Raw genomic sequence first — 13,003 nt, 5'->3', positions numbered from 1 at the left:
TAGCGGAGTGTCAGCGCCAAGCCAGCGCCGGCCCCACCGGCGCTCGCCAGCCAACCAGCGGGGCCAGCTGGCTGGACTGGAACGGGAGCGCGGTGGACCGGCGCAGAACGAGTCGGCCACTAACCCCCTCACTCGTAACCGTTGGCAAAAATGCGCTGCACTACATTGAGGTCGGCGGCGCTGTTGTTGCCCAGCGCCGGATCGAACACCCAGTTCGGTTCGGCCGCGGACACACTGATCTGCGCCTGCACCAACACGCTGGACGGCAGCTGCGCCGGCCATTGACCCGCTTGCAGCAAGTCCAGGCCACCGCCGGCCGGCAGATCAACCAGCAGGCTGAGTTCTCCGGCACCCGCCAGCGCCGGACAACTGGCACCGCCAACAGCACTGCAAGTCCATTGCGCAGCCAGCAACGGCGGATCGGCGACCAACTGAACCGCGCTGACAGCAGCCGGATCGGGCCCGGCGTTGCGAATCACCAGCAGATAGGCGATCGCAGCACCCGGGAAGGCCTCGGTTTCGCCGTCGCCCACCTCCACGCTCAAATCGGCAAAGCGGCGCACCGCCAGGGGCACTTGGCTACTGGCGCTGTCGATATGGCTGCTCGACCCCTGGTAACTGGCCTGGACCTGCGGATTGCCCGGGGTCGCCGGGACAACTGCGCAACTGAATCGAGCGGTGTCACCATTGATACTGGGCGGTCCGTTGTCGGTGCACTGCTCTCCGCTACTGAGACTGAGGCTGACACTGCCCCCCTGTGGCGCAGTGCCTGTCATGCCGACGACGTCAATCGACAGCTGCAGAGACTCACCCGCACGCACCGGCGCCAAGGGCGCGATCACGCTGGTGCTGCTGATGGGACGGAATTCGGCCTGCACAGTGCAATCGGCCAGCACTGGCAAGGTGACGAAAAGCAGTCCATTCAGGCTACCGCCGCAACTGCCGTTCACGGCAAACAGCTGGTGATTCGGGTCCGGGCTGAGCATGAAGCTCTGGCTGCCCTGATAAGGCAAAGTCTGCACGGTATCCGGCGCAATGCTGCCACCAGGCCCGCTACTGGGAATTACCCGAACGTCGTCGGTGCTGCAATGGATCTGCACCGTGTTGACCGCCATTCCAGACACGGAGCCACTGGCCAGGTCGGCCAGGCAGCTTTGAGCAGGCTGCTGAGGCTGGCCCGCCACCGTCACGTTGTAGTTGCTCAAGTCTTCGAGCGGAATGGCGAACCTGAAAGGGCCATTATCGACGACGACCAGATCATCGCCGCCATTGTTTCGCAGCAACAGTCCACTGCCCAGCAAGCCATTGACGATTCCGCCAACAGGAAACCGAACCGTCTGACAGCTGATGAGCACATTGCTTACACCGCCATTGGGCACGATGCCGCTGCCATCGGCCACGGTACACTCTTGAACGGGCACGGTCGGCTGGCCGGCCACCGTGACCGCATAGCTGTCGCCCATGAGGAGTTCGGCAGCGAACTGGAAGGTGCCATCGGCCGCAATGGGCAGGTCTTCGACGCCATTCAGACGCAGGACCAACCCGGCACCCAACAACCCGGCGACGCTACCGCCCACGCGCTGTCCTGGAATCGTGGTCGAGCGAAACTCGGCTGAAGAGCCGCCGACGCGAAGCCTTGTAGTCACCATCGTAGACGGCGTGGGCGCAGCGCGATGCCTGACCTGAATCTGGTCGCCGTTGACCGCAAGCTGGGGCGAGCTGACGAACGGCCCCGCGTTCAGCGCGAAGGCAGCCTCGGACCCACCCATCACACTGACCTGGGTGGGCACATTGAGACCACTGATCGTGATCACTTCTGACTGACGCAGATCGTCCACGGGCACGTCCAGTTGCTCGGCGAAAGCAAAGGGATCCGGCAGGGCAGCTTCGTTGAAACTGCCCCAGGAATCACCACCCCGCACCAGGCGCACGGACCAGCTGCCGGTTTTTGCTTGGGAATTGCCGCTGTCTCCGCGTGAGGTGTCGATAACCAGAACGCGATCCGGCAGGACGACATCGCTGGTGCTGCTCCAATACAAACGCCCACCTACCTCGCCCGGAAAATGGGTCTGGTTGAGCGCTGGAAGGTGGCAACCCCATTCGAGCACGGAGTAGAGCTCGTGAATCGTTGGCAGCCGCCAGTCGTCGAAGCCGCCGTGGTTGCTGGTTCGCGCCAGTTCCAGCGCGGCAGACCAACTGACCCGACTTTCAGTGCCGCCGCAAGTCGGACCGCTGCGCCCCTGTGGGCATTGCTGCCACTCAAGGCCCGTTTCCAGATCGCGCACGATGACTTCCCCTGGCACTGGCTCGGACACTTCAAAGCGCGAGTCTGGCGCCACCAACAGCGCCGGTGACGGGCAGATTGCGGCGACGGCCAGCATCGGTGCGCCCCATGTGATCAAGATCAGAATCCAGCATCGAAGGGCGTTCATGGACCACCTCGTACCAGCCGGACGAAGCGTGCGGCCGTCTTCGGTGCGAGAAAGTTGCGGGGCGTGCCGAATCCGACGGTCCAGGCCTCGTCGCTGCTTGCGACGGCGCCAGCCTCTGGTCGTTTGCTCCAGTAGTTGTTGATGGTCCCCGGGAAATAATCGGGATCGATGTATTTCAATGTGCCTGTCACAGGCTCCTGCAACTGCAGGGTAGTGAGCTCGCGCACGTCCGGCAGGCGCCAGTCACTGGCCCCGCACAGTCCGCCGGGTAGCGCGTTCACCGCATCACGATAGGCCGTGGTGTGGCACTGCGGCAGCGTGCCATTGCACGCCGTTCCGTCGGCGCTGCCGGGCAAGCCCGCATTGATCGTCGGATCGGGGTCGTACCAGGTGTACGCATGGCCTTGATGACGGAGATCCGTGGGTGCATTGACCTTGACCTCCCAGATCAGGCCGGTGTGGTTGTCGCGCGTGCACGCCCAGTCGCCAGGGCCGCTGCCCAGCGTCGCGTCGGCCGAAAGCACGCTCCCGTCATTGGCAATCTTGCTGTAGTCGCGGCCTGCTGCAGAACTCGCGCCGACCTTGCTCAGCAATCCATAGCGATCCGCGGCACTGCGACCACCCACGCAGTCTTGGCCAGGATGACTGGCGGGCTGGGGATCCTGGTTGTCTGGCCCCACTCTGCCGGTCGGGCCGGTGTCATTGAAACAACTGATCTGAGCGCTGTCGGGCACAGGCAGAGCCAGCGCCGGAGCACAAAGCCAAAACAGAAAGCCAGCGTGGATTCGCCAGCTGCGCAAGGTGGACATGGTTTGCTCCTTCACGGGGGTAGTGAAGGGAGAAGCGAGCTTTGGTGACCAACACCCTCACGCAATCCGACACGTCGAACGCACCATCTCATTGTTGCTGTCGGGCACCGAAGCCACATGCGCAGCACCGACATCCACGTGCCCATGGCCAAACGCTTGCATGGCACCGACATTCTCTCCCCTCCGTTCCCTTGACCATGAACATGGCTGACGAGTGCTGTGCCGAAGCCCAACTCTGGCTCCCGCGGAATTTCTGGCCGATCGTCTCGGGCCAGATGCACGTTCTCCATGCCAGTCCGTGTCACCCAAGCGCCGATAGACTCGGGCCCGGGCGCCAGCGCCACGTGTCCGCCGGCCGCCGCGGTCGGGCCAGCATTCGGGGTGCCGGATGGGTCGTCGAGAGCTATCCGCTCGGGTTGCGGCGTCCGGCGCCGCAACAGCACAATCGCGAGATGAGCGTCGACCGCCAATACCTGCACCTGACCTTCTCACCCGGCCCACAACACGGTCAGGTGGGCAGGCCATGATGCTGGGGATCATCCTCGACCAATGCGTGTTTCCGCGATTCATGGCGAGGCTGTGGGCCTGCGGCCTGGCGCTGGCGGGTCTGCTGATCACGACGACAGCCGCGGCCGCCGATCCGCCCTGCCCTTCGGGCGAATCGCCCGAGACGCTGCGCAAGACCTCGATTCGCCATTTCCGCGCTGCTGACTACAGTGCAGCGCAGGCGATCGAACACTGCCTGCTGGAATTGGCGCAAGCGCGCGGCGACCGCAAGGATGAGGCGCAATCGCTCAACAATCTGGGCGTGCTGGCAAAACGCCTGGGCGATGCAAGCACGGCGCAAGGCTATTACGAGCAGGCATTGGAGCTGCGGCGAGTCCTGGGTGATCGCGTGGGTGAAGCCGAGTCCTTGAACAACATCGCGGTGCTGCACAAGAACCGCGGCGAGTTCTATCCGGCGCTGGATCTGCAACTGAAAGCACTGGCGCTGCGTCGCGAACTCGACAGCGCCACGTTGACGGCGCAATCGCTGGACAACATCGCCCTGATCTACAAGGCCCTGGGCGACCTCGCCGAGGCCGAGCGCTACAGCCGGGAGGCACTTGCCACCCTGGGTAGCGCAGCCCCACCGCTGGAAGAGTCGCGCGTGCGCGGCAATCTCGGATCCATTCTGGTCGAGCGTGGCGAACTGGCAGAAGCCGAAACCGTGGCGCAGGCCGCGCTGTCTCTGGCGGTAGCCCATCACGGGCGCAGCGCAGAGATCGATGCGCGCCATGTGCTCTCACGCGTGGCACGCTTGCAGGGCCGCGCCGCTGATGCGCTGGGCCAGATCGAGACGGCGCTGCCGCTGGCCATCACCGCGGGTGATCCGAAGACCATCGGCGAGATCGAGATCGAGCGCGCCGGCCTGCTGCGCGAGCTTGGCCGACTGGGCGAAGCGCGCACACAGATCGAGACCACGCTGGCTGAGGCGCGCAGCCGCCAGGCGCGGTTGATCGAGCGCGCTGCTCTCGACGAACTGGCGCGCTGCGCTGCTGCGCTCGGCGACCACGAAGCGGCCTACGCCGCCCGCGACGCACACGCAAAGCTCGATCGCGAACTCACCGGCGCGCTGACCAGTCGCCAGATGGCAGATCTGCGCGGACGCCTGCAGGCCAAGGAGAGCGAGGCCGAACTGGCGCTGCTGCAGCGAGACAACGAGATCCAGAAGCTGCAGATTACGCGCCAGCGCATCCTCGGCATCGTCCTCGTTGTCGGCGCGCTGGCACTCGGCCTGCTGGCCCTTTTGGTGGCCGCACGTCTGCGCTACAGCCGTCGAGCCAACACTCTGCTCGAAACAAAATCCCGGGAGCTGGAGCAGGCCGCCCGCACCGACCCGCTGACCGGCCTGCCCAACCGACTGCACATCGGCGAAGTGCTGGCGATGCCCGCCAGCGGACGGCGCTGCCTGATGCTGCTCGACCTCGATCACTTCAAGGCCATCAACGATCGCCACGGCCACGAGGCCGGCGACCGTGCGCTCTGCGCCGCTGCCGCAGCGCTCCGCAGTGCGGCTGGCAAGCAGGCCACCGTGGGTCGCTGGGGCGGCGAGGAATTCATCGTCGTTGCCGAGCAGACCGCCGAAGGCACCGAAACGGCGCTGGCAGAGTCACTGCTGGCCGCGCTGCGCGAGATCAAGCTTGAGCACGACGGCCGACCGATCACCCTGAGAGCCAGCCTGGGACTCGCATGCCCCCAGCCCGGAGAAGCCGCCGACCAGGTGCTGCGCCGAGCCGATGCCGCGCTCTATGCCGCCAAGCAACAAGGCCGCGATCAGGTTTGCGCTGGTTAGGTGCCGCAATCTGGCTTCGGCTCAGAAGCTCCAGATCCGCGCCTGCGGTCGCCCGCGCGGGAATGACCTTGGTTTCGTGGCCACGCCGACGAGCAACGCCAGCCCAGGGTTATCCCAACACCCTGCGTGGCGTGACACTGGCGGCGCGTCGTGCCGGTAGCCAGCAGGCGCCGATCGTCACTGCGATCAACAGCGCGGAGACACTGACGAAAGTCAGCGGATCGTAGGTCTGCACGCCGAACAACAGGCTGGACATCCATCGGGTGAGTGCCAGCGCCAGGATCAGACCGACGGCCAGTGCCGTCATCTGCAGCGCGATGCCCTGGCGGAGGACCAGACCGAGCACGCGACCGGGCGAGGATCCCAGCGCCAGGCGCACGGCAATCTCGGCGCTGCGCTGGCTGACCATGAAGGCCATCAGTCCGTACAGCCCGGTGGCGGCCAGCAGCAGCGCGACCACCGCAAATACGCTGAACAGATTCAGCGAAAAGCGCTGCCGGCTGATCGAGTCGCGGTAGACCTCGGCGAGGCTGCTGAAGCGCACCGGCAGTTCCGCGGCGGTGCTGGCCAGAACCTGACGCACGGCAGCGCTGACGCTGCCCGGATCACCCTGGGCACGCACCACGATGCTGAAGTCGCGCGCCCTCGCCGGGCGTTGCACGTAGTTGACGTACACCGTGCCGTGGTCGGCCCGCTCAATCGAGCGCTCATGCACGTCGGCCACCACGCCAATGACGTTCAGGACTTCGAGTTCGCCATCCATGTTGCCGAACTGCAAGCGCTGGCCGATCGGGTCGCGGCCCGGCCAGGTGCTCTGCGCCAGACTGCGACTGACCAGGGCCACATGCGGCGTTCCCGGTTGGTCGGTGCGCGCAAAATCCCGCCCGCGCAACAGGCTCATCCCCATGGCTTCAAGGTACCCGGCGCTGGCAACCCGGAACTCGGCATAACCCAGCGGCTCGGGGCGACCACCAAAATCGGCGTGCTCGTCGAAAAAGGAGCCATTGCTGCCGTCGCCCGACAAGGGCAGGCCGTTGCTGCCGCCGACCGCCTTGACGCCCGGAATGGCTGCGAGCTTGCTGATCAGTGTGTCGAGTTGCGCGACGACCCGCGCGTCACCCTCAACTCCGCCTTGATCTTCCAGTGTCAGGTTGACCGTCAGCGCACCATCGGGCTCGAATCCCGGGTCTTGCTGCAACAGCCCCATGACGCTGCGCGCCAGCAGGCCCGCGGCGACGAGCAGCACCACCGTCAGTGCGCCCTGCGCCACCACCAGCCCCTGGCGCACGCGCGTGGTAGCGCGACCAGCGCTGCTGCTTCTGCCGCCCTCCTTGAGTGCCACGGCAATCACCTGATGTCCGCTGCGCGCGGCGATCAGACCGATCACGGTGCTGATCAACAAGGTCCCAAGGGTGGTCACCCCAATCACCCGCCCGCTCAGCCGCAGATCCTGCGCCCGCGGCAGTATGTCGACTGCGATCTGTGCAAACACGGTCAGCGCCAGATGGGCCGCCAGCAGGCCCAACAGCATGCCCGCCATACCCAGCAGCACGCTTTCGACCACGAACTGCGCCGCGATCCGGGCCGATCCCGCACCCAGCGCATCGCGCACTGCCAGTTCCTGTCGCCGCGCAAGCGCCTGCGCCAGAAACAGATTGGTGACGTTGGTCGCCGCGATCAGCAGCAGAAAACCGACCCCGGCCAGCAACACCCACAATGCTGCGCTCACCGATCCGACCATGGCGGTGCGCAGATCGGTCAGGGCAAAGGCGGCCAGGTCGACATCGCTGCCGTGCTCGCGCCGGAGTGCCGCGCCGATGGCCCTGGCATCCGCTTGAGCTTGCGCCATGTCCACACCGTCACGCAGCCGTGCGATCACCGACCAGTTGTGCGCGCTGCGCGATTCGCTGGGCGGGATCGCGCGGGCGTCCATCCACAGCTGTGCGCCTTCCGGGAACTGAAATGACTCCGGCATCACGCCGACGATCGGCAGGTTCAAGCCAAAGGCGCTGACCGAGCGGCCAGACAGATTCGCCGACGCACCCAGGGTCTCTTTCCAGTATCGATGACTGACCAGGGCGCCCGGTTCCGTTCCCGCAGTGCCCAAGTCCGAGCCAATGACCGGCTGCACCTGCAGGACCTGCAGAAATTCCGGGCCCACCAGGTAAGCGCCGGCACGCACCGCACGATTGGCCGACGACACCGTGGTCACTCCGCCGCTGTACTCGGCCAAGGCGACGAGTCCGCGGTGCCGCGCTCGGAGGTCGTCCAGATTGGGCTCGGCCAAAGGCATCTTGCGTCCCTCGGCGTCGACCTCCTCGACCTGTACCAGCCGTTCGGCCTCGGCATAAGGCAGCGGCTGCAACAGCACCGCATCCACCACGGCATAAATGGCCACGCTGGCACCGATGCCCAGGCCCAGCGAGATCAGCGCCAGTAGCGAAAACGACAGGCGCTGGCGCAGACCACGCACGCCGAGCGACAACTGATGCAATAACCCGGGGAGCATGGCCTTGGTCCTCTCGATTCTTGGGGCGACTGTGAACAGCAGTCGCTAGGCAAGAACCGCGCCAGGGCCACAATGCCCCGTGAGCCGCCGGTGGTGCAGGCCATCACGAACGAAGTTCGCTCTGCTTGTTCGATTCCGGACGCTTTGTTGCGGGAGCGCATCCACGTCAGCATGACCGCGCAATTCCCGGCTCACTCGAAGCCATTGCCGAATATTGCATCGACGCTGCCCAGCTGCACCGTTCCCTCCGCGGCTGGACTGGCAGCGTGGGCTCTGTCCAGCGCTTGCAGACGCCAGTGGCACTGGCCGGGGAGCCGTCGCCGGCAACACCAGCCGAATACTGGTTGTTACATTGATTGAAGGTCTGCAGGCAGGCCAGACAGAATCAGCTCGCCGCATGTGCGGTGCCAGTGGAACGACTCCATGACTCTTGCTGCAAGCGCTGTTCGTGTCCTGTTGCTGGGTTGTCTGATGCTGGGCGGCTGCGCCCATTACACGGTGGATCAACGTGCCGTGCTCAAGCCCACGCCCGAGCCCGCGGACGCGCCTCCGGTGGTGGCGCGACTGGCCGCACTCGGTGTCAGCGGCGAGACCCGAAGCATCACGACGGATGACGGCGTGAAGCTGCATGCAGTCTGGATTCAGCGCGATCCGAGCCGGCCGACAGTGATCTATTTCGGCGGCAACATGACCATCGCCAGCAACAATGCCGTGTATCTGGTGCGGCAGTTCGGCGAATTGCCATTCAATCTGCTGGCCGTGGACCATCGCGGCAGTGGTTTCTCCGAAGGCGAACCCACCATTGACCGCATCCTCCAGGATTCCGTGGTGGCCTACGACTACGCCCGCCATACACTCGGCATCGCCCCCGAGCAGATCGTCCTCCACGGATTTTCCATGGGCAGCTTCATGGCCGGCTATGCCTCCCAGCATCGACCGATTGCAGGCCTGGTACTGGAAGGCAGCGCCACCACCACGGAAGAGTGGGTCAAATCCAGCGTTCCCTGGTACTTCAAGCCCTTCGTGCGCATCGACGTGGCGCAAGACATGCGCGGTCGCGGCAACCGGCAGGTCGTCGAGACACAAACCGCACCCTTGCTGCTGATGGTGGGCACCGCAGACCGCCAGACCCCTGCCGTGCTGACCAAACGACTCGCCGAAGCAGCCCGCAGCAACGGCCACAAGGTCGAGGTGCTGATCGTGAAGAACGCCGCGCATGGCGATGTACTCAATGATGCCGAAGGCCGACGCACCTACGCCGACTGGCTCAAGAGCCTGACATCGACCCAGGCAGCTGCCCTGCCGACCAGCTGAGCCACCATGGGCTACGCAGAGCAGGAGCCCCGGCTCTTGTAGCCCGAACTGCGCGCAGCGCTGTCCGGGCGGTGATGCGGAAGAGCCCCGCTGAGCCGCTGCGCGGCACGGCGGGCTACAAGAGCACCTGTAGCCCGAACTGCGCGCAGCGCTGTCCGGGCGGTGACGCGAAAGACCCCGCTGAGCCGCTGCGCGGCACAGCGGGCTACGGAAGGCGGGGCGCTTAGTGCGGCTAGGTGACCCCAGGGGAAACCTCGCCTTCTGCCAGTTGCCACAAATCTCCGTTACACTCGCGCGCCATGACTGCTGATCTTCAGACTACGCGCGTACTTTCGCTGGACAGCTCCGGGCGCATCCTGGACTGGATCAGCTGGCAATCGGCTGTTTGCCTGTATGTGCGCGAGGCTGTGTTGTGGACGGTGGGTGAGCCTTGCCTCACGGTGCATGGCGGCGAGAATCGGCTCAGTGGCGAACAGAGTCTGATTCATCTGCACCCGATAGTGGCCAGCCGCACCAAGGCCAAGACGCCACTGGTGGATCCGGCGCCGGCGCTCACCAATCAGGCGCTGTTCTCGCGGGACCGACATCTGTGCATGTATTGCGGGCGCCATTACACGCGCTCGGAGCTCACTCGCGATCATGTGTTGCCGCTGTCCAAGGGCGGCCTGGACATCTGGGAGAACGTGGTTTCGGCCTGTCTGCACTGCAATACCCACAAGGGCAACCGCACGCCGCAGCAGGCTGGCATGCCGCTGCTGGCCATACCGTTCCGGCCGAGCTGGGTGGAGCATCTGATTCTGTCCAATCGCCACATCCTGGCCGATCAGATGGACTTCCTGATGGGACACATGCCGCGCAAGCGGCGGCTGATGTAGGCGGTCTGGCGGCAGGCACATCCTGCCGAGCAAGCTCGGCACTACAACAGCCTCGAACACCGAAGCTCTCGTAGAGCGGAGCTTGCTCCGCTGCCTTGGCTGGGCTGTCGCTGTTGGCTTTCACGCCAAGTCCAACAACGGCACATCCTGCCGAGCAAGCTCGGCACTACAACAGCCTCGTACACCGAAGCTCTCGTAGCGCGGAGCTTGCTCCGCTGCTCTGGCTGGGCTGTTGCTGTTGGCCTTCACGCCAACTCCAACAACGGCACATCCTGCCGAGCAAGCTCGGCGCTACAACAGCCTCGTACACCGAAGCTCTCGTAGCGCGGAGCTTGCTCCGCTGCTCTGGCTTTGCTCTGCGTCCGGCGCCTTGTCACTTTCTTGTTGGGGCGTGATCGGTCACCATCGGCGGTCTCCAGCCTTTCGGGATCACCACTGATGACCTTCATTCGTCAATTGCGCCCGGTCTGCTGCACGCTGTTTGCGCTGACACTGGCGCCGCAGATCCCGGCGGCGGAGTTGAGCGACGGGCTCCAGGCCCAGGTGATCGAGTGGCGCCGCGATCTGCACCAGCACCCGGAACTCGGCAACAGTGAAACCCGCACCGCGGGCATCGTGGCGGCGCATCTGAAGGCGCTGGGTCTGGAGGTGCACGAAGGCATCGCCGTCACCGGCGTGATCGGCTACCTCAAGGGTGGCAAGCCTGGCCCCTTTCTGGCCCTGCGCGCAGACATGGACGCACTGCCGGTCACCGAGCAAACCGATTTGCCCTTTGCCTCGAGGATCACCACCCAATTCCGCGGCGAACAGGTCGGCGTGATGCATGCCTGCGGCCACGACACGCATGTGGCCATGCTGATGGGTCTCGCCCAGGCGCTGGCCGAGCAACGCGAGACCTTGCCCGGCAGCGTGCTCTTCATCTTCCAGCCGGCCGAAGAAGGTTCGCCGGATGGCGAACAGGCCGGCGCCCAGCGCATGCTCGCCGAGGGCCTGTTCAGCGATCGCTATCACGGCAAGCCCGATGCGGTCTTCGGCATGCACGTGCGCTCACTGCTCAACACGGGACAGATCGGCCTGCGCAGCGGCCCGGCGCTGGCTTCGTCCGACACCTTCTCGATTCAGGTAATCGGCACGCAGACCCACGGCTCCAGACCCTGGCACGGTGTGGATCCCATCGTCGTCGGCAGCGAGATCGTGCTCAACCTGCAGCAGATCGTGTCGCGCGAGCTGGACATCTCGGCCCTGCCCACCGTCGTCACCATCGGCCAGTTCAAGTCGGGCATACGCCAGAACATCATCCCCGACGAGGCCTTCCTGCTGGGCACCATCCGCAGCTTCGATCCGGTGCAACGCAAACAAGTGATCGAGGCCATCGAGCGCCGCGCGACTGGGGTCGCTGCCGCTGCCAATGCCCAGGCCATCTTCAGCCTGAAGCCGAACGGCTATGTCGTGACCGTCAACAACCCCGAACTGGTGTCACGCATGAAGCCGCTGCTGGCCACTACCGAGGGCGTGACCGAGGTGGTCGACATGGCTCTGATCACCGGCGCCGAGGACTTCAGCTTCTATGCCCGCGAAGTGCCTGGTCTGTTCTTCTTTGTGGGCGTCACCCCGCCCGGCCGGGATCCGGAGCAGGCCCCGGGCAACCATTCACCGCGCTTCGTGGTCGATGAAGCCGGACTGCCGATCGGCATGCGCGCCATGCTCAGGGTGACGCTGGCGTATCTCAATGGAGAGTAGCCGTACCTGTCAGAACGTCCGCTGCGCGGCCAGGCCACAGGGCGCTGCGCCTCTGGTAGGAGCGACCTTGTGTCGCGACCGCAGCGGTGCACCGCTGGGTCTTTGGTCGCGCCGCAAGGGCGCTCCTACTTCAAGGGCGGGCTTGCCGGTCGCGCCGTGAAGGCACTCCTACAAGGGCGGGCTTGCCGGTCACGCCACCTCGCGCCCCTGATAGAACCTGCGGCTGGCCAGTTCCAGAAGCTCCCGGTCCTCGACCGTATCGCCGTAGGCGTAGATCTCCGAATAGGCGGACCGGTCCACGCGCTGGAGCACACGCTCGCGCTTGCAGGACGACACGCATTGCGGGCCTTCATAGTGCCCAGTCAATCGTCCATCTCGATGTTGCAGCGCCGAACAGATGAGCTCCAGTCCTTGCGCCTCGCACCAGGGGGCCAGGTAGACATCCAGCGCCCCTGACACCACGATCACGCGATCACCGCGGGATCGATGCCAGGCAATACGCTCGGCGGCCTCAGGACGAATCACGCCCGGCAACACCGAACGGGCGAAGTCCAGTCCGTGGTCCTGGTAACTCTGCAGGGACACACCCGTGAATCCCAAACGGACGATGGCAGCTCGCAGCAGGGAACCCGAGACCGCACCGAGCTTGTAGCCGATGATCAGCGGCGCCAGCAGCACGCCACCGAACTGCACCCGACGTTTCGGAATCGCCAGACGGAAGAAGTCCGGCAACATCTCCCGGGTGGTGATGGTGCCATCGAAGTCGAACAGGGCCAACGCAGGCAAATCATCGGACATCGCAGATCAGCCTCAAGGGAGCAACTTCAGAAGCGGCCGAAGCATAGACGGTGATGCGGTGCTCAAGCGTCGCACCTGTGGGAGCGGCTTCAGCCGCGATTGAATCTGTGGGAGCGGCTTCAGCCGCGATTGAATCTGTGGGAGCGGCTTCAGCCGCGATTGAATCTGTGGGAGCGGCTTCAGCCGCGATC

The 13,003-nt window shown here is 65.1% G+C and carries 8 protein-coding genes; 4 read left to right on the top strand and 4 right to left on the bottom strand.

Annotated elements, in window-relative coordinates; genetic code table 11:
- Positions 1-128: 128 nt before the first annotated feature.
- Positions 129-2,432 carry a DUF1566 domain-containing protein gene (locus H7A19_16145; GenBank protein MCP5476361.1) on the bottom strand — a complete coding sequence of 768 codons (2,304 nt, stop codon included), beginning with the start codon at positions 2,430-2,432 and terminating at the stop codon, positions 129-131.
- The gene (locus tag H7A19_16140; protein ID MCP5476360.1) at positions 2,429-3,241 is read right to left on the bottom strand and encodes a DUF1566 domain-containing protein; all 813 of its coding nucleotides are present in this window, start codon (positions 3,239-3,241) and stop codon (positions 2,429-2,431) included. Before H7A19_16140 ends, H7A19_16145 begins: the two co-directional genes overlap by 4 nt.
- A gap of 523 nt (positions 3,242-3,764) precedes the next feature.
- Between H7A19_16140 and H7A19_16135 the strand changes: the two genes are divergently transcribed.
- On the top strand, positions 3,765-5,576 hold the full coding sequence (locus H7A19_16135; GenBank protein ID MCP5476359.1) for a diguanylate cyclase: 1,812 nt from the start codon (positions 3,765-3,767) through the stop codon (positions 5,574-5,576).
- 109 nt (positions 5,577-5,685) lie between these two features.
- Here the strand turns inward: H7A19_16135 and H7A19_16130 are convergent, their stop codons facing one another.
- Complete coding sequence (locus tag H7A19_16130) at positions 5,686-8,085, bottom strand: ABC transporter permease (protein ID MCP5476358.1); 2,400 nt, start codon at positions 8,083-8,085, stop codon at positions 5,686-5,688.
- 423 nt (positions 8,086-8,508) lie between these two features.
- Between H7A19_16130 and H7A19_16125 the strand changes: the two genes are divergently transcribed.
- The 3 genes from H7A19_16125 to H7A19_16115 all read left to right on the top strand — a co-directional run bounded on the left by H7A19_16125 (position 8,509) and on the right by H7A19_16115 (position 12,014).
- Entirely contained in the window at positions 8,509-9,399 is an 891-nt protein-coding gene (locus tag H7A19_16125) for an alpha/beta hydrolase (GenBank protein ID MCP5476357.1), read from the top strand.
- A gap of 299 nt (positions 9,400-9,698) precedes the next feature.
- Positions 9,699-10,274, top strand: coding sequence for an HNH endonuclease (locus H7A19_16120; protein MCP5476356.1), 576 nt, complete (start codon positions 9,699-9,701; stop codon positions 10,272-10,274).
- A 438-nt stretch (positions 10,275-10,712) separates the two neighbouring features.
- Complete coding sequence (locus H7A19_16115) at positions 10,713-12,014, top strand: amidohydrolase (GenBank protein ID MCP5476355.1); 1,302 nt, start codon at positions 10,713-10,715, stop codon at positions 12,012-12,014.
- A 189-nt stretch (positions 12,015-12,203) separates the two neighbouring features.
- Here H7A19_16115 and H7A19_16110 read toward each other — a convergent pair whose 3' ends face one another.
- On the bottom strand, positions 12,204-12,812 hold the full coding sequence (locus H7A19_16110; protein ID MCP5476354.1) for an HAD family hydrolase: 609 nt from the start codon (positions 12,810-12,812) through the stop codon (positions 12,204-12,206).
- Positions 12,813-13,003: the final 191 nt, after the last annotated feature.

The sequence above is a fragment of the Rhodanobacteraceae bacterium genome, assembly GCA_024234055.1.
GTDB lineage: Bacteria > Pseudomonadota > Gammaproteobacteria > Xanthomonadales > SZUA-5 > JADKFD01.
Note: the sequence above shows the minus strand (reverse complement) of the source record. Positions and strands in the feature narration are given on the sequence as shown.

What these genes read in the sequence shown, in the direction of transcription:
- H7A19_16115 (MCP5476355.1), top strand. Translation starts at nt 10,713, where the DNA reads ATGACCTTCATTCGTCAATTGCGCCCGGTCTGCTGCACGCTGTTTGCG.
- H7A19_16145 (MCP5476361.1), bottom strand. Translation starts at nt 2,432, where the DNA reads ATGAACGCCCTTCGATGCTGGATTCTGATCTTGATCACATGGGGCGCA.
- H7A19_16140 (MCP5476360.1), bottom strand. Translation starts at nt 3,241, where the DNA reads ATGTCCACCTTGCGCAGCTGGCGAATCCACGCTGGCTTTCTGTTTTGG.
- H7A19_16110 (MCP5476354.1), bottom strand. Translation starts at nt 12,812, where the DNA reads ATGTCCGATGATTTGCCTGCGTTGGCCCTGTTCGACTTCGATGGCACC.
- H7A19_16130 (MCP5476358.1), bottom strand. Translation starts at nt 8,085, where the DNA reads ATGCTCCCCGGGTTATTGCATCAGTTGTCGCTCGGCGTGCGTGGTCTG.
- H7A19_16135 (MCP5476359.1), top strand. Translation starts at nt 3,765, where the DNA reads ATGATGCTGGGGATCATCCTCGACCAATGCGTGTTTCCGCGATTCATG.
- H7A19_16125 (MCP5476357.1), top strand. Translation starts at nt 8,509, where the DNA reads ATGACTCTTGCTGCAAGCGCTGTTCGTGTCCTGTTGCTGGGTTGTCTG.
- H7A19_16120 (MCP5476356.1), top strand. Translation starts at nt 9,699, where the DNA reads ATGACTGCTGATCTTCAGACTACGCGCGTACTTTCGCTGGACAGCTCC.